18 protein-coding genes, 1 pseudogene and 1 riboswitch are annotated in these 17,433 nt (G+C 39.4%); of the genes and pseudogenes, 13 read left to right on the forward strand and 6 right to left on the reverse strand.

All coding sequences use genetic code 11. From position 1 onward, the window contains the following. The first annotated feature begins 67 nt into the window (after positions 1-67). Positions 68-1,522 (forward strand): cadherin-like beta sandwich domain-containing protein, encoded by a 1,455-nt coding sequence (locus ACQKMH_RS22775; RefSeq protein ID WP_427589655.1) that lies wholly within the window; start codon positions 68-70, stop codon positions 1,520-1,522. 63 nt (positions 1,523-1,585) lie between these two features. Here the strand turns inward: ACQKMH_RS22775 and ACQKMH_RS22780 are convergent, their stop codons facing one another. The 3 genes from ACQKMH_RS22780 to ACQKMH_RS22790 form a co-directional block, all read right to left on the reverse strand. Then, on the reverse strand, positions 1,586-3,211 hold the full coding sequence (locus tag ACQKMH_RS22780; RefSeq protein ID WP_427589656.1) for a PAS domain S-box protein: 1,626 nt from the start codon (positions 3,209-3,211) through the stop codon (positions 1,586-1,588). Between the two features lie 114 nt (positions 3,212-3,325). Then, on the reverse strand, positions 3,326-3,982 hold the full coding sequence (locus ACQKMH_RS22785; RefSeq protein ID WP_427589657.1) for a TVP38/TMEM64 family protein: 657 nt from the start codon (positions 3,980-3,982) through the stop codon (positions 3,326-3,328). 121 nt (positions 3,983-4,103) lie between these two features. Then, positions 4,104-4,589, reverse strand: a complete 486-nt coding sequence (locus ACQKMH_RS22790; protein WP_230160889.1) for a QueT transporter family protein — start codon at positions 4,587-4,589, stop codon at positions 4,104-4,106. A gap of 6 nt (positions 4,590-4,595) precedes the next feature. Further along, positions 4,596-4,640: riboswitch (PreQ1 riboswitch) on the reverse strand. 168 nt (positions 4,641-4,808) lie between these two features. On the opposite strand from ACQKMH_RS22790, the gene ACQKMH_RS22795 reads away from it, so the two are divergent. Further along, positions 4,809-5,330, forward strand: coding sequence for a YbaK/EbsC family protein (locus tag ACQKMH_RS22795; RefSeq protein WP_427589658.1), 522 nt, complete (start codon positions 4,809-4,811; stop codon positions 5,328-5,330). Positions 5,331-5,519: 189 nt separating this feature from the next. Further along, positions 5,520-6,329 carry a hypothetical protein gene (locus ACQKMH_RS22800; RefSeq protein WP_427589659.1) on the forward strand — a complete coding sequence of 270 codons (810 nt, stop codon included), beginning with the start codon at positions 5,520-5,522 and terminating at the stop codon, positions 6,327-6,329. Between the two features lie 89 nt (positions 6,330-6,418). On the opposite strand, the gene ACQKMH_RS22805 is transcribed toward ACQKMH_RS22800, so the two are convergent. Beyond that, a complete protein-coding gene (locus ACQKMH_RS22805; RefSeq protein WP_427589660.1) occupies positions 6,419-6,715 on the reverse strand; it encodes a DUF3892 domain-containing protein in 297 nt (98 codons plus the stop codon). Between the two features lie 529 nt (positions 6,716-7,244). Here ACQKMH_RS22805 and ACQKMH_RS22810 point away from each other — a divergent pair. The 8 genes and pseudogenes from ACQKMH_RS22810 (at position 7,245) to ACQKMH_RS22845 (ending at position 12,264) form a co-directional block, all read left to right on the forward strand. Beyond that, entirely contained in the window at positions 7,245-7,670 is a 426-nt protein-coding gene (locus tag ACQKMH_RS22810; protein WP_427589661.1) for a YwqH-like family protein, read from the forward strand. Beyond that, positions 7,670-7,960: a YwqI/YxiC family protein gene (locus tag ACQKMH_RS22815; protein WP_427589662.1), complete on the forward strand. Its 291-nt coding sequence runs from the start codon at positions 7,670-7,672 to the stop codon at positions 7,958-7,960. The genes ACQKMH_RS22810 and ACQKMH_RS22815 overlap by 1 nt, the downstream gene beginning before the upstream one ends. Beyond that, positions 7,957-9,915: a polymorphic toxin type 15 domain-containing protein gene (locus tag ACQKMH_RS22820; RefSeq protein WP_427589663.1), complete on the forward strand. Its 1,959-nt coding sequence runs from the start codon at positions 7,957-7,959 to the stop codon at positions 9,913-9,915. Before ACQKMH_RS22815 ends, ACQKMH_RS22820 begins: the two co-directional genes overlap by 4 nt. A 19-nt stretch (positions 9,916-9,934) precedes the next feature. Beyond that, on the forward strand, positions 9,935-10,483 hold the full coding sequence (locus ACQKMH_RS22825) for a T6SS immunity protein Tdi1 domain-containing protein (RefSeq protein ID WP_377451216.1): 549 nt from the start codon (positions 9,935-9,937) through the stop codon (positions 10,481-10,483). 41 nt (positions 10,484-10,524) lie between these two features. Continuing rightward, positions 10,525-10,680, forward strand: a pseudogene (locus tag ACQKMH_RS22830) (hypothetical protein); the annotation flags it as partial. A gap of 315 nt (positions 10,681-10,995) precedes the next feature. Continuing rightward, positions 10,996-11,559, forward strand: coding sequence for an RNase A-like domain-containing protein (locus tag ACQKMH_RS22835; protein ID WP_427589664.1), 564 nt, complete (start codon positions 10,996-10,998; stop codon positions 11,557-11,559). 17 nt (positions 11,560-11,576) lie between these two features. Next, positions 11,577-11,876: a contact-dependent growth inhibition system immunity protein gene (locus ACQKMH_RS22840; protein WP_144527849.1), complete on the forward strand. Its 300-nt coding sequence runs from the start codon at positions 11,577-11,579 to the stop codon at positions 11,874-11,876. Positions 11,877-11,940: 64 nt separating this feature from the next. Continuing rightward, positions 11,941-12,264 (forward strand): hypothetical protein, encoded by a 324-nt coding sequence (locus tag ACQKMH_RS22845; RefSeq protein WP_427589665.1) that lies wholly within the window; start codon positions 11,941-11,943, stop codon positions 12,262-12,264. Positions 12,265-12,409: 145 nt separating this feature from the next. Here ACQKMH_RS22845 and ACQKMH_RS22850 read toward each other — a convergent pair whose 3' ends face one another. Beyond that, entirely contained in the window at positions 12,410-13,666 is a 1,257-nt protein-coding gene (locus ACQKMH_RS22850; RefSeq protein WP_427589666.1) for a DUF445 domain-containing protein, read from the reverse strand. 292 nt (positions 13,667-13,958) lie between these two features. Then, positions 13,959-14,930, reverse strand: coding sequence for a bile acid:sodium symporter family protein (locus ACQKMH_RS22855; protein ID WP_427589667.1), 972 nt, complete (start codon positions 14,928-14,930; stop codon positions 13,959-13,961). 439 nt (positions 14,931-15,369) lie between these two features. On the opposite strand from ACQKMH_RS22855, the gene ACQKMH_RS22860 reads away from it, so the two are divergent. After that, positions 15,370-16,047, forward strand: coding sequence for a response regulator transcription factor (locus tag ACQKMH_RS22860; RefSeq protein ID WP_427589668.1), 678 nt, complete (start codon positions 15,370-15,372; stop codon positions 16,045-16,047). Then, entirely contained in the window at positions 16,044-17,423 is a 1,380-nt protein-coding gene (locus ACQKMH_RS22865; protein WP_427589669.1) for a sensor histidine kinase, read from the forward strand. The genes ACQKMH_RS22860 and ACQKMH_RS22865 overlap by 4 nt, the downstream gene beginning before the upstream one ends. Positions 17,424-17,433: the final 10 nt, after the last annotated feature.

Below are 17,433 nucleotides of genomic sequence, written 5' to 3' on the forward strand. Positions count from 1 at the left end.
AAATAATTAAGGTTTCTTTGTTACTATGTCCCTAACGTGTTTTCAGGAAATATAGGGGGGATAGGCTTTGCTAAAGAAGGGGCTAAAAGAAAAAAGCGTGAAGGTGGTCTTGGTTTGTTCTCTTGCGGGGATGGGAACATCAGTTTATATGCCTGCCGCATACGCTGAGGAAGGGACAGCTGTCATTCAGGAAGATGCCCGAACGGTGAATAGTCTTTCGAAGCTAGAAATAAAAGATACTGCATTGGATCAAAAATTTGCAGAAGATGTACTCGACTATAGTGCAACAGTGGCGAATGAAGTTGAAAAGATCACCTTGCTTGCTGAGAGTAACAATGAGAATGCCACCTTATCCGTGAATGGTGTCAAACTGACAAATGGGAAGGCCAATGACTTAGCTCTTCAAACTGGCATCAATACATTCAAGATCACCGTCAGCGATGGAATAAATGAAACGATGACCTATACCGTCAAGGTTGAAAAACTTGAAAGTGATGACAACCTTTTAACTTCGATTGGATTATCAAGCGGCTCGTTATCGTTCGATTCTAAAGTGCCAGCTTATAATGTTTCTGTGGAGAATGAAATCAAGACCGTTACTGTGGTTCCTACATTGAGTGATAGTGGTGCAAATGTAAGGGTGAACGGAACGGTTGCAACGAGTGGAGGTGTAAAGGTACCCCTTCAAATTGGTAAGACAATTGTGAAGATTATCGTTACTGCAGAAAATGGGGATGAAAAAACATATTCGCTAACGATTACACGGGCTGCAGCTAAGAAAACGGAATCGAAGGATAAGGATGCCTCCTCAAAAGAGGATACAGTTCAAAAGGAACCTATTACTGGGGCGAATAAAACTCAGCCTTCCGCGTCTAAAGGGGATAAACCATCTTCCACTCCTGTTGATCCATCCAATAATGTAAAAACAAGCAATGGCCAAGTATCGAAGGTACAACAGAATGAAAACATTTCAACACAAAAAACGAAATCAACTCCTGTAAAGGAGGCAGTATCTGCTGATTCTTTAGGTGAAGAAGTCAAAACCCCACCATTTTTGAACAATCTAACAGTATCAACTGGAGTATGGAACAAACCTTTTGATTCGAATGCGCATACCTATCATGTCAAAGTCGATAATGATATTACCTCAGTCGAAATGAATGCTGCATCAAGTGCTAGTGGAGCCACGGTTGAATATGAAGGTGAGAGCAGTGGGGATGTAAAGATCAAGGATAAAGCGAAGACGGCCATTTCAGTTACGGTTTCAAAAGATGGAAACCGGCGTACTTACGTTATTGTTTTCGAAAAGGATATGGATGTGGAAATGGATGAAGAAGAAACCGTGGACGATATCAAAACAAATGAAACAGAAGTTGAGGCGACGCAAATGAGTACAGCTGGTAAAACGGAGACTGTCCCATCGAATGACAAAGTCGTGCAGGGGATGTTGAATGGAAAGGAACCTGCAGCGGCGGGGTCATTCTGGGGGAAGGTCAAGGCGTTCTTCACTTCCCTTTTTTAAATGTACCAAAAGATTATTTTCGATCATGCAAAAAAGGACAAGTACTAACACTTGTCCTACGCTTTATATGGGCAAAATGATTTGGACTTCGGTTCCTTGGTTTAGCTCGCTGTTAAAACGGACCTTTCCCCGGTGTGCCTCAATGATTCGGCAACTGACTGTCAATCCTAAACCGGTTCCTCTTTCTTTAGAAGAATAAAAAGGTTCTCCGAGATGTCTTAACCGATTTTTTTCTATTCCGCTGCCATTATCTTTGATGGTAATGGAAAGGTTTTTGTCCATATGCTCAAAATCAATCCAAATGTGATCGGCAGATGCTTCCATGGAATTTTTGAGCATGTTTATGAATACTTGCTTTAGTTGGTTGGCCTCACATGAAAGCAGGGGTATTTCGTTTTTTACGGATATTGATATTTGGGTTGGATAAGAGTCCGCCTCCGGTTTCAACAAGGTTTTGACTTCATTCATCAGCCCGATGATTTGATGTTTGCTGAATGGGAGTTCCTGAGGTTTTGCCAGAACGAGTAACTCGCTTACAATAAGATTGATCCGGTCCAGTTCACTTAACATGATCGTGTAGTATTGTTCATAGGGATGGTCGCTCTTTTTAAGCAGTTGGACGAATCCTTTTAACGAAGTTAACGGGTTACGGACTTCGTGGGCTACACTGGCGGCAAGTTCGCCGACTAACGATAATTTTTCCGTTCTTCTTAATCGTGCTTCCGTTTCTCGTATTTGAGTGACCTCTTTAGCATAAGTAATGATTCCGACTAATTCCTCACCAATCATCATCGGGACAAACGTACAGGAAAGCAAGATGGACTTCCCGTATTTCGTAAGGAATTCAATATCTTTCCCTTTCTTGATCCCTTTATGGTTTTCCACGACATATTGGCAAGATGTACGGATCAGTTCCTCATCCTCCTCTGAAAAGTTCAACTTTATGAATGAGGCGCCATGGATTTCTTCTTGTTGAAACCCTGTTACCGTTTCAAACCTAGGGTTTACGGTAGTGATCATTCCGTTTAAATCAAGCATGAGCATCGGATATGGGTTGTGTTCAAACAATGATTTATAGCGTTGTTCACTATCGAATAATTGATTCTCCGCGACAACTCTTTGAGATATATCCCTGCCAATAACGACTAAGCCTTTTCGGGAACCATCCTCAAAGAACAATGGGACCTTGATCGTATCGAAGGTTTTGTGATTGCCGTCGGGAAGAGGGATGATTTCCTCACACCTTGTGATTTCCCCTTTAATCCATGTTTCTTCATCGGAAACTTCACAGTAGATCAATGACTCTTTATAAAATTCGGAGTATTCTGCGAGCTCGCTGTCTTTTTTGCCCTTATAGTCTACATGCTCCAATTGAAATAATTGCAGTCCGAAGGCATTGGATTCAAGCCAACGGCCTTCACCATCCTTGAAGTTAACGAAATCCACCATTGAATTGATGAGTGTACGCCGACGTTGTTCCGCTTCTTTTAATTGTTTGAATTCTTCCCTTTTAGCTAAATAAAGGTATAGGACCAAGCCTATTGATAAAAGAAAGACAATGCCTTCAGCTCTTTGAAGTTGAATGAAAACCACTTTGTTGTGGATATTTGTAGTTAAAAAATAGTCGAACACGACTAATGTAAAAATCCCGGAAAGGATATATATTACTAAGATGGAGCGTTTGGACATGGAGATTCTCCCTGATTTTAAGACATTTCTAAGGTAAAATTACATACACATTTTAACAAACTATCGGAGAAAAATATATGCAGAATCATAAATAAAAAACAGGGACCAATGCGGTCACCTGTTTTTCCTGAAGATGGTTAGGGCTTTTTTCTTTTTTAAACGTTTATAGATAAGGATAAATAGTAAGAAGAGGAGTGCGAGTGCAGCTACCGTATACAGGTTCATTTCAACAGATAGGAGTCCATATGAGATTAGCGATAGAAAGAAAAAGTATATAAGGTTGCCAAGTGCTGTCGCAAATAAAAAATCCTTGAAAGTGACGGTACTGACTCCAGCAGCCAAGTTAATTAAACTCGTTGGGATAAGCGGGAAAATCCTCCCTGTAAAAACGTACATAAAGCCATGCTCCACAACGGTTTCTTGCCATTTTTCGCCCATCTTCTTTAAGAGTGGTTCCTGAAACCAGTTTCTTGCTGCATAAAAAATCAATCCAGACGCAACAACACTTGTAAACCAACTCCATAGATAGCCATATATGAATTCAAATATCGTGACATTGATAGTAAGGAGCAAAATTAAGGGGATGATTGTAAATGAATTCTGGATAAACATCAACACGAATGTCACGAAAAAAGTGAGCAAAAGGTTTTCCTTCAATATGTTAATGACTGAATCAAGATCACTTTTCCAAACGAAAGTAAACAATTCCGCATTAGAATAAATGAATATTGCGATTACCAGAAGACCGATTAAGGTCAGGACTCTTTTCAAAGGGTCACCACCATTCTTACTAATAGTTTATCATTTTCAGGCTCATTGGTGAAAAAAAGAGCTGTCGCATGATGCAGACAGCTCTTTTACATTATAGTGGGTTTACGAAGCGAAGATTCCTTTAAAGCCACTTTTCAAACTGAATTCTTTTGTTCATTCCATAAATAATTGGCGCACCAATCAAGAGGACAACGAACTCACCGACTGCCGTGGTCATCCAGCTAAACCAGAATGGTAAGCCAAAGGCAAGGTTCAGTTCAATTGCAATCAAAAACATGGTGAATGTGAAAAAGATAATCGTTGCGATCATCCGCCCTTTAATGCTTTTTATGAACCGCGATACAAAAATGACCAGCAATAAGGCGAGCACGGATTGCCCCACCCCAAAAATCAAATCATACGGTACCATCGGTGAAAAGAGCAGATTCGATATGAAGACTCCTCCGACGATACCGTAGATATACTTTTTATTGAATACAATCAGATGATTCAACATTTCCGGAACTCGAAATTGGAACATCTCAAAAGCGATTGGTTTAAACACCAATGAGACCGCCACATACAAGGCAGCCAATAACCCGTTTATCACGAGTGTACGAACATTCATTTTATTCTCTCCCTAGTTTTTTATCGTGGGATGGTTACGAACCACGTTTAGGCTTTTTCCCGAAAATTAATAGTATCCCATATATGCTTGTTGCGTCAATTTGTAAAGAATGGTTTTTAAATGATAACTCATCAAGAAATGAAAGTCTAAAATGATTTTGATTTATTGCAATGATGGATGATATTATTTTTATATGTACTTCAAAGGAGTGAATATAATATGTCGATCGAGAGTGTCAAAAGCCATTTTAAACAATGGGACCGGGAAGGCGATGTAATGGAGTTCGAAACATCAAGTGCTACCGTGAGTGAGGCAGCAGAAACCATTGGCGTCATTCCTGCGCGGATTGCTAAGACTCTTTCCTTTAAGGGGGAAGGTGAAAATGCGATTTTGGTTGTAGCAGCTGGGGACGCAAAAGTGGATAATAAGAAGTTTCGCCAGATGTTCGGATTCAAGGCACGAATGCTGTCACCTGAGGAGGTGCTTGAACAGACCGGACATGCAATCGGGGGAGTTTGCCCATTTGGACTGGCAAACGACCTAGATGTTTTTCTTGATGTATCAATGAAGCGTTTTGAGTCATTGTTTCCGGCATGCGGCAGTCCGAACTCAGCAATAGAACTTACAACCGCGGAATTGTTTGAATATTCTAACGCCAAGGATTGGGTGGATGTTTGCAAGGCTTGGGAAGAAGAAGGGAATGAAGAAACGTCGGTAGGCAATGCAGTAGATCGCTTTTAAGAGATTCGCAATAAATAAAGTCCACTTGTGTGGACTTTATTTATTGATGACCGTTTCATCGCTATAAGCTTTACTTGTTGGATTTAAATTGCTCCAATTCTTTTGAAATAGCGACACCAGATGCAAATTAGCGGTCTATAATTGGTGGTAGGCAATTCGCGGAGAAAGTTTATAAATGGAGGATGAAAGATGTTAAAGGGAAGCGATAAAAAAAACAATAGCAGCTATCTTAGTCTTAAAACTCTTTATGAAGAAAATATCACGGTTAAGAGCATAGCCCAGGAACTTGAGTCTTGCCATAAAAATGATAGAGCACCTGACATACAAAAAGCGTTGGAAAAAAAGAATTTCGATATAATGGCAGTGCAAGATCAAGGGGAAATCATCGGATATATCGAAAGGCAAGAACTTGGTGAAGGGATCATCTCGGAATATTTGAAAAGTTTTTCACCTAGGGAAATGGTTTCGGATTCAACCCCTTTGATACAACTTCTCCGTATTTTTAAGAATAAAACAAGGGTGTTTGTGTTAGAGAATAATTCTATAAAAAGGTTAATTACGCATGCTGACCTTCAAAAGCCCCCAATCAGGATGCTGATATTCGGATATATTACCCTATTGGAAATGAGGATGAGCGATATCATCATGCATAGGTTCGGTGATGGCAGCTGGTATCCAATGATCAGCGAGGACCGTTTAGAAAAGGCAAACGAATTATATAGGAGAAGAATCGATAAAAATGAGGATATCAATATAATAGAATGCCTGCAAATCAGTGATAAATTCGATATCATTCATAAAGATAAGGAATTGAGGGGGTTCTTCCAAATTCCTTCGAAAAGCAAGGGAAAGAGGGAGGCAAATGCCATCCGGAAATTAAGGGATAAGATTTCCCATGCTAATGAACTGGGACTGGACATGTCCTGGATGGAAATCATTGAGGTGGTCGAGTCCTGTGGCCAACTTCTTGAAATCTCTGAATCCTATCAGTATGAATAATAAGGATCCGGCTATCATGCTGGGTCCTTTCTCCACGTTTTAGATCCAAAAGAAAAAAACTGCCCATTTCAGGCAGCTCCTCCAAAAAGTCAAAATTCCGGTAGTTGATCCAAGTTATTTTCTTTTATCCCATCAGGCTCACTTCGCAATATATCACGTCCATATTTATGGAAAACGTCGACATTGGCAAGGTTGCCTGCTTTTGCCTCGGAAAGGGCAGTGGGGTAGTCTAGTTCGCGACCAGAGTTCGTCTTGATTGCGATAATATTGTCCTCTTCATTTTTCCTTACTGCTATGATTTCTTCTTTTCCTGATGTATCAATTTGGTTTGCTTGCGGTGTACCCTGCTGTTTATAGGTTTCATAGGCTTTTTCAAATTGGTCCATGTTTTGGACACCTCCTATTTATAGGGTGAGCCATTTGTTCTGCAATATACAAACCAGATCACGTCCAACTTGAGCCGTTACTTTGTCAGAATGTGCCGATTTATCGGCACGCTTCATGAGCGAAGCCTGTCTTCTTGGGCTTTTTGCTCTGGCATGGCTCTTGCATCTTGAATAAGTGGAAGTGTGAAACTATATCCACTTAATTAAGGGAGGAATATGGATCATGAATGTAAAACAGGGAACAAACACCGTGAATGCAAAAAGCCTGATCCGAATCAGAACAAAGGGAAAAAGGTGAAAGCTCCGCATTAAATTGAAGAAAAAGAATTTAGATAATGCATAAAAATGGAAATGTAGGGGTAGGAAGTCTAATTCAGAATGGGTTCGAATGGGAATGATTACCTAAATACCTAGCATAAATAGCTTATTTATCCCTATTTAACTCTAAGACTATAATCCTTATAATGAAAAATATGAAAAATATGACAGTCTACATAATGAGAATAGTATGTTTGAGGTGATTTTTTAAGTGTATGCAAATTCATTGAGTGAAATTCACTCAGCCCTCTCCAGTAAAATGTCCGATGTGAATGAAAAAATCAATCGTTTGGAGCAGGCAAAAAGACAAATCAAAGACGAACAGAATGCTTGTCTGGGGGAAATTGCTAAAATTAAAAATCCGGATTTGGCAAAAAGCTGGACGGGAAACCGTGCAGAAGACTTTCAAGATGCCCGCAGTGATGCATACAAGGCAATGTCAACGACCATTCATGATGATTATGACGACTATCAAGAGAAAATCGACGGTAAAATAATGATGCTTAATATAGAGAAAAAGGCTCTGAGTGCAGCAGGTACCATAGCACATGAAGCGGATGTTCTTTTAGGTAAAGGAGAAGCCGTCATAGATCAATTGGAAAGCAAAATATCATATTTAAAAGGGTGGTTGTTTTAATGACGACAATCAAACTGAATCATCCTGCCGTAACGAAGCAAGTCGATCAGGTGAAGACGGCGCTTGGTACAGTCACGCTTGGAAATTTGCCGGCAGGCGAGCTTGGCAATAATAAATTGGAATTCACCTCGAAATGGATCGACCGCGAAACGAACCTGGAGAAGGTCTTCGAGCAATATATCAAAATCGTCCAGAAAAATATGGAAGATACCCGTGCCAACATTGACTTATTAAAAGAACAGGATGAAGCCATCGCCCATACGTCTTCACATGGGTATCCTACGCGATGAAAATATATGAAGCCAAGACATTGACGGCCGCAACCAAGTCGCGCGCCAAGCAATATGAAGAACTAAAGAAGGAAGTCACAGCCCTGAAAAAGGAATTTCAGGGCATCGTCGGCCTGGATAACGAGTTTCAAGGAGCCGGTGCCAATGCCATCAAAAGCTTCTATGAAGCGCAAATCGAGGTGGCCGATGCCTGGATGGAACTATTCACTACCCAGATCAGCTTTTTGGAAGGCATTCCAGCCAGTCTGGAAGAGGCGGACCTCTCCGGAAATACGGTGGTCGAGGTTCCCTTTTTAGATGGCGAAGTGTCGAACGGCATTAACCAAGCGAAGTCGATTGTCGATGAACAAGCGAACGATCTCCAAAGGATTCTGAACAGTATTGACGATATCCTTCCTCTGGATATGTTCGACCAAAAGGATTTTAATGAAAAAATCACGCTGGCCGGGCATAGACTGGATGACACCGTGACAAAGGTCGAGAATGTCGACCGGCAATTGGTCGAGGAATATGATGTGTCCATCGGGCAGGAAAACGTGGCCGTCGGCCTCTTCCGCGCCTTGCTTGATGCCACCAAACAGGACGGCAACGTTTCGCCGATGACATTCAATCAATCGGCATTCAAAAATAGTGACGTCTATCAAGTGAAGGTTGAAGTCGCCGGTCAGATGAAAGACTATCAGACCTTCAAAAAGCAACAAGCAGAAGCCCGGAAAATCGAACAAGAAATGGAAGAACTCGAAAACCGCCCATGGTACGAAAAAGCCTGGGATACGACAAAAACCTTTACAGGGGAATTCACGGGATATTATGATTCAATCAGGGCCTCAACCGGAGTCGATCCAGTAACGGGCCGCAAGCTGTCCGATGCTGAAAGAATCGCCGCCGGCGCCATGGCAGCCGCTGGATTCATCCCCGTCGTCGGCTGGGCCGGCCGGGCCATCAAGGGTGGCAGCGCCATCTACAAAACCGCCAAAGGACTCAACGCAGCGAACCACGCGCTCGATGCCTATAAAACGACAAAAGGCTTTAGCCTCCTCCAGAAAACCGAATACGGAATATACGGACTCCTCGCCGCCAACGGCCTCGGCGAAGCGGTCACCGGCAAAGACATGTTCGGCAATCAACTGACCGAGGAACAGCGCCAGAACGGCCTGTTGATGGCACTTGGTATCGGCGGTGTGGCTGGTGCGGCTAAAGTCGCTGATAAAATAGCGAGTGGTACAAAGTTTATCCCTTACAGCAAGGAATTTGCTCAAAAGCAGGTTCAGAAGGCAAAAGCATTCGGCCGGCAAATCGGTAATGTGGAAGTACCTCTTCGTATCAGGGTCGAAGAGTTAGCCACGGCGTATGGAAACAACTACAAGCATGTCACTTTTGATAAAACGACTATTAAGGATATAGTACAGAAGTTTGCGGTGAAGAGTGATGGTGGTAAGGGTACAGGCATGTTATACCATGTCCAAAGAATCTCAGAAATAGATGTTATGTTCAAGCAAAATCCAAAACACAATGCAGAAGAATTTGCAAGACAGTTAAAAGACCAAGAAAAAGGGTTGAATGATTTAACTATTGAAGAGTATTTAAAGAATAGAGAAAGATATATAGAAGAAGGAAGAGCATTAGAAGGGAATGCAGCTCAAAAACTTGCTAGAAAAGAAGCTTTAAAAGAAAAAGTTTTAGAATTACGTAAACAAGGATTGTCTAGACAAGACGCAAACAAAAAAGCAAATGAATGGTTAGAAACTCAAGCTGCTCTCCATAACCCGGATCAAATTGCGGGAGGAAATCCTATTAATATAGGTGGAATGGGGGATAAAAAAGTTAATTCTTCGATTGGTTCTCAATGGAAATACAGAATAGATGTATTAGATGAACAAATAAGAGAGCTATCAAAAACCATGGTTGAATCAGAAAGAAAATCAACATATTTAAATGTTAAATTAATGAATTAATTATTGGAGGGAGAATAATTTGTCAAATAATGTATTTGAAGGATTTATATTAGAAGAAAAAATTGATAAAGAAGTCATCGATAAATATAAAGAGAAGATACCAGAACAAATAACAGAAATATGGAGGCAATACGGGTTTGGGAGTATATTAAAAGGTTATTTAAAATTGGTAAACCCAGATGTATTTGAAGAACTTTTAAAAGATGTATATATAAGAAGCGAAGATGCTATTCCGTTATTTGCTACATCTATGGGCGATATAATTGTTTGGGAAAAAGGAAGATATTTAAACTTGCTAAATTTTAGAAAAGGGAATGTAAATGTTATTTCAGCTGGTTTTGACTTTTTTCTAGATGATTTAAATGATAATAGCTTTATTGTTGAAGAATTAGAATGGAATCCTTATCCTGAAGCAGTTGATAAATATGGAGAACCAGATTTTGATGAATGTTTTGGTTATACCCCTCTCCTTGGATTAGGTGGACCAGATAAAGTGGAAAACCTGAAAAAGGTGAAACTTATGGAACATATTTATCTGATTACTCAATTCATGGGACCAATCGAATAAGGGAGAACCAATCAAGTTGAAAAGATTATGATTATAATTATGAAGATCTATCAGATTCAGATAATCACGAAAGAAGGGTTATTTGGGAATATACTTGCTTGGGTCTTTTACATGAATCTGAATATGATAAGAATATTTTAGAAGAATACCTTAAGAATGAATATTGGAGGACAAGAAGAGCTTGTTCTTTTGAATGACCTTAACGCAATAAAAGTTAAGGTCTTTTGTCTTTTCATTGTTGAAATATGAAAATGGATCATCTTACGCCATATCGGGCTCCTCCGATAATAGGCCGTAAGGACTTAAAATCATACAGATTTACTTCAAGGCAAGGTTACTTAGAAAAAAGTAGCGAGTGGTACAAAGTTTATCCCTTACAGCAAGGAATTTGCGCAAAAGCAGGTTCAGTACGCAAAAGCTACAATAACAGACATAGCGAGATCAGGAAAAACCACGTTAAAAAATATAGGTAATGTGAAATAGGTGAAAAAGAAATCCCTAAACGGATAAGTATGGAACAAGTATCCCTCGCAGGAGGACCAACCCTTCGCCAAGTTATGATAGAAAAGCAGACAATTAAGGAAGCCTATCAGAAATTCACGGTGAAGGATAGCAAATTAGAGGGTGTTTCAGGGGAGAGTATTTCTAAGGGTATAGATAATGTTAAACCAGGAGATAAGAGTTCTCTTGCACCTGGTGGTGGACTGGCTGTACATGAGTCAAGAGGTGGGCATTTGATTGAAAGACATGTTGGGAAAACTGATGAAGAATTATTAGAAAGGATAAAAAATAATCCAAGAATTACTGGTTCTTCTACTTTTATAGATAGGGCTACAGCTGAGAAAGTTGCTTATACAGTTTTAAACAATCCCAAAAATATTGAGAAAATACAAAAGTGGCTTTCTGACCCTAATAGTAGACCTACATTACCATTAAGATACAAGGGTGATGGGGAGATAATTGGTAGAAGTGTATCAAGAAACTCCGAAGTTGTAGAGAATGTTAAAAATGCAAAAATTGTACTTAAAAAGGATTCAAACGGTAATTTTATTCTAACAGGATATCCAGAAAAATAATGAAGCGAGGAATTTAAATGGACGAAAGTTATGATTACTTAGAAGAGTTAGAAGATTTTTTAGGTGGAACATTCCACCAGGATATTAGTTCGCCTGAACAAGCATTAGCTGAGTTTATAAATGAAGCTAATAAAGAATGTTTGCTTTTTACAATAAAGTATTGTGACGAATTTTTAACTAGTAATAGAACAAAACAAGAAAAGGAAAACTATATTCAAACTAATGCTGAAATTTATTTTCCCGCAATTGGATTAACTCCTATACAGTGGCTTAATAATGTCGTAGAACAAATAAAAGAAGCTGTGAAATCAAAATAGTATTTTTATCTTGGGTGGAAAATAAAAGGACCTTAACATATGTTGTTAAGGTCCTTTTATAATAATGACTGATCCAGTCGAAGCTATTGAATTAATTAGCAATGATAAAAATGAAATGGACAATGGCTTTACTTATTACAAAAATAATATTTACACGAAAATAGTAGGTGTAAATGAAATTAAAGAATTATATTCTATTAATCCCTATGCTGTATATAAGGGAGAGTTGTTTCCAGCATCTGAAGAAAGAAAAACTGGAAAAGTATTGTTAGATACAACAAACACTGAACTTGCTAAAAAGTTGGGTTTTGAACGAACAGATAAATATATGTACTCCAAATCTGTGGAACGGGATGAAGTGGAGATAATCGAGGAGAGGAAACCCTAGTCATTAGATTAATTTCCTCACTGAAAAGCCCTTAAGGTTAAGAGCTTTTCAATGAGGGGTATCAAACTACAGGCAACGAATCAGCCCCAGTTGATTTTGTAACAACAGTATACTGCCGTTACCAAATCGCCCGAAGGTGCCTGGATTATAATAGCTTAAGCAGAGCCTGTGCACCTGTTAGGATAAGCCCTATTATAAAACCGCAGACCGCTCCGTTCACACGAATCCACTGTAAGTCTTTTCCTACACCATTTTCCATCATATCAATCAGCGTTTCATTGTCTAGCTTATCTAAATTTTCTTGTACAAGATTGCCAATCTGCGTATGATTATTTTCAATGAGAACAGTAATTTGTTTCTGTATCCAATGATCGATGTTCGTGCTATTTTCTTTTATGTTGTCCAGTACGTGATGAATCATTGGAGTCAGATAAGCATCCATGAAATGTTCATCTTCGACGAAAACCAATGCTTCTTGTTGAATTTGTTGTAGACTTCCCTTTATTGTCGCCTCAGGCTCCCATTTTGTCAGAAGTTGTTTTTTCCACTTTTCAACTCCTTCTAACAGTTCCCGGTTATGGTTAATGCCTTGTATCTCTTTCCTGATATATAAGATTAAAGCCTCTCTATTTGGTTCTTCCTCGTTTTTTAAGTTATTTACGACACTTAATAACAGGTTTTGTATGATATTCCCAAGTTTCTCTTCGTTAAGTAGGCTTTGAATGGATTTAACGGCAAACTGAAGCATACCTTCCAGTTCAATCTTGCTTAGTACATCCATGGAAACAGTGCCAAGTCGGTGACTGGTTTGTTTTTTTCCTAACCAGTCTTCAGCTTTTTTCAAAACATGATCCAAAGCCTTCTTATCAAACTCTTCGTTAAGTAACTGTGAACTTACTAATTGTAGAATCTTGCTCATGTCTATGTTAGAAAGTGATGCTTTAATTTTTTTTGCAACGAAAGGTGTAATCTTTTCTATATCTATATAACCAATCATTTGCTTGATTAGTTTAATCAGGACTTTTCTAAACGTATCACTTTGAATCTCTTTTACTAAAATAGGGATTAATTTTTCAGTAAAAGGAATATGTTTTACTTTGTCCTGAATACTTTCCTTAGAAAGCCAGTCGTTTTTTAACATCGAAACAAGTGCATTTGTCATTCTTTTACGATTGTTGGGCAAAAGGGCTGTATGGGGGATTGGTAATCCAAGCGGATGGCGGAATAATGCAGTAACTGCAAACCAATCTGCCAATCCGCCGACTAAACCAGCCTCAAACCCTCCATGTAATAAATCTAACGGCAATGAACCTTGAAATGGAGTGGTTGCAATATAACCCGCCCCCATGATCATTAGTGAATATCTAGCTATTTTTCTTGAAGATTTTATTTTTGGTGACATTATATTCCCTCATCCTTAAAATGATTGTCAATTACTATAACCCGAATCATTAGCAAATTTTATAACTTACTTTCATCTAGTAGTATAGCAGGTAGTTCAAAAAAATAACCACAACAAGGCAGTAAGTTCATTAATTTTGAGCATTGAATATTTGTTATTTTCCCTTGAATGTTCAATATTCAGATGGTTAATGCACAAAAAAAGCCGATTCACTCAATCGGCTCTATCTACTAATTAAATTAAGGAGTCAAAAAGCTCTCCGGATTATTTGTTTTGGTTCATCTCCAACATATTATGATGCATCTGTTTTTATCGAATTATTTGTCCCTGCATTTTTTTTATCTTTCATGCGACTGAAAATAAAAGCTAGAACTGAACCTGATATATTATGCCAAACACTGAAAATGGCACTAGGTACAGCGGCCAAAGGCGAGAAGTGGGCTGTTGCTATGGCTACACCTAAACCAGAGTTCTGCATACCAACCTCCATTGCGACAGCTTTCTGTTTCGCTAAATCCATCCCGCATAAACGAGCAAAGAAAAAGCCGAGAAGAAAACCAAGAACATTATGAAGAACGACGACTGCAAAAATGAGCAAACCTGTTTTAGCCAGCTGAGCTTGGCTGCCAGCCACTACGGCAGATACGATCAGAACGATAGAAATGACAGATACTAGAGGTAAAGCCTTTGCACCGGCCTCTGCTTGTTTACCGAAAAACTTTTTAACAATGAATCCAAGCATCAGTGGGATGATCACCACTTGAATGATGGAAATGAATAATGATCCAATACTGATATCAACCCATTTACTTGCAAAGAGCAAAATAAGCAGGGGAGTTACGATAGGCGCTAGAATAGTGGAAACAGAAGCAATGGCAACTGCAAGCGCAACGTTTCCTCTCGCAAGAAACACCATGACATTGGAAGCTGTTCCACTAGGGCAGCATCCTACCAAAATAACCCCAACAGCCACTTCTTTGGGCAAATCGAACCCTAATGCTAATACAAATGCCAATAATGGCATAATGATAAAATGTCCTGCTACTCCTAGTGCCACTTCTTTCGGACGTCGGAAAACTTCTTTAAAATCCGCTGTTGATAATGTAAGTCCCATGCCAAACATGACAATTCCTAATAATGGGACAATATAGGCTCCAATCCATATAAATTTATTAGGTAAGATATACGCAATAACTGCAAATATAATGACCCATAAGGTAAACGTTTTACCAGCAAATCCGCTGACTTTCTCTACTACTCCCATAGTGACCCTCCTAGATGTTTTAAAATAAAACAATTATAGTTTATATTCAGAATATTTAAAACCCTTTTAGGCAATAAAAATTCAATTGCGTTTCAAAACAGCCTTTTGGGAATCAATTTATTGCTCCATTGGAATCCGGTTATTGGTAGTTTCATTATGGACAGTCATATTGAAAATGATGATTTTTGGAACTATAATTCTCTTCCGCTGAACTAGTGTGAATATGGATTTACTCTAGGAAAAAAGCGGACAGGGTTTTTAGAGATTCTATTCGCTTTTTTACTTTATCTTTTAATAAAAAATAAGAGGGTGCTGTATATTAGTGGCAAACTAGTTTATAAGGAACTGGTGATTTAATTAGTATTTATTGTTTTACAGGATAAATTATTGCTATTGTAAGTTTAGCTAGGGCTATAAAAGAAGTGGAGATGTGGTTTCTTTGATACATATATTAATTGCGGATGATGATCGGCATATTCGGGAGTTGCTTAAATTTCACTTGGAAAAGGAAGGGTACCTGGTATCGGAAGCGAAGGACGGGAATGAGGCCTCCTTGATACTGGAGAAGGAACGGATCCATTTGGCGGTTGTCGATATTATGATGCCGTTTAAAAACGGACTGGATCTTTGTAAGGAAATCCGGGATCAATATGATCTTCCGGTTATTTTATTGACAGCTAAAGATCAACTTATCGATAAGGAAAAGGGGTATTTTGCGGGTACGGATGATTACCTCGTGAAGCCATTTGAGCCACGGGAACTTATATTCCGGATAAAAGCGCTATTGCGAAGGTACCGTATGGTGAATTCAGAATCCATCTCATTGAATCAAACGGTCATTGACCGTAAAAGTTATGAGGTTCGAATAATGGGGAATACGCTGCTCCTGCCGCTTAAGGAATTCGAGCTGCTGGCTCAGTTGGGGAGTTTTCCTGATCAGGTCTTTACGCGTGAACAGCTTATTGAATTGGTATGGGGTGCTGATTTTGAAGGGGATGATCGGACCGTTGATGTCCATATTAAACGGTTAAGGGAACGTTTTGCCGGGCGGACCGATGATTTTGTCATAACGACTGTCCGTGGCTTAGGTTATAAACTGGAGGTCAACAAGAAGTGAAAACACTCTATTTCAGGATAGTTATTCAAACCATTTTGATCATGGTACTTGCCAGTGTCATCGCTTTTTTAATTTCCAATGTCTATTATCATCAGGTTCAAAAACCCAACAATGGTGAGAAGATAAGCAAAGTCGCAAGGGAGATCGTCTCCTTATATGAGGAAAATCCTGATCAGGATATTGATGCGTATTTAAATCATATTGCAGGATTGCACTATCAAATGTATCTATTTAATGAGCAGGGTGAAGGAACTTTATATGGTGAGCCGTTTCGGGAAACGGCATTGGACACGGATACGATTTCTGGAGTTTTGAACGGGAAGACCTATCAGGGGATCGCCAATTATAATAATGGGTTATTTATTACCGGTTTTTTTGAAGATGTATTAATTAATAGCATTGGGGTCCCGATGGACGTGAATGGCGAAAAGCATGCATTGTTTGTAAGACCGAATATAGAGCTGCAGTTTGGTGAATTCCGCTTTTTCCTAGCAGTTTTGCTCGTACTCACGCTCCTTCTCAGTTTTTTATTTGTGATTATTAATACGCGTTTCATCGTTAAGCCGATTACGAAATTAACGGAAGCTACAAAGAGGATCGCCGATGGGAATTATAGTAGTGAATTGAATGTCAGCCGAAGCGATGAGATAGGGGATTTGGCACAGCATTTTTCGAAAATGACCCATAGTATCCAACGGTTGGATGATATGAGGCAGGAGTTCGTATCGAATGTATCTCATGAAATTCAATCTCCGCTTGCATCCATCCAAGGTTTTTCCCAAACGCTCCAATCGGAGGAATTAACAAAAGAACAAAGAAATCAGTACTTGTCCATTATTGAAAAAGAAAGCAGGCGCATGTCGTTGTTAAGCAAACAGCTGCTCATGCTTGCCTCGTTGGATAAAGTAGATGATCCGCTGCAACGGTCCCAATTCGATTTAGCGCAACAAATACGGCAAGTGTTGTTCATGCTGGAATGGAATTGGCGGGAAAAAGATATGGTGATCGAAATGGATTTGCCTTCAACCGGCATTTCTGCTGATGAGAAACTTTTAAATCAAGTATGGACGAATTTGATAACCAATAGCATTAAATACTCGGAAAGCGGCAGTTCTATCAATATTCGGATTAAAAAAATAGGCAGTGCTGTTGAAGTGATGATCGCGGATACGGGCATGGGAATTCCAGAAGAAGACCTCCCTTATATCTTTGATCGGTTTTATAAAGTCGACAAAGTGAGGAACAGGAGTGAAACAGGCAGCGGATTAGGACTTTCGATTACGAAGAAGACGGTTGAACTTCATGGGGGAACGATCGAAGTTCAAAGCGAACTCGGTAAAGGGACCACTTTTTATATACGGCTGCCCCTTATGTAATCAGCTGTTC

Origin of the sequence: Peribacillus sp. NPDC097895, from assembly GCF_050277555.1 — a bacterium.
Lineage (GTDB): Bacteria > Bacillota > Bacilli > Bacillales > DSM-1321 > Peribacillus.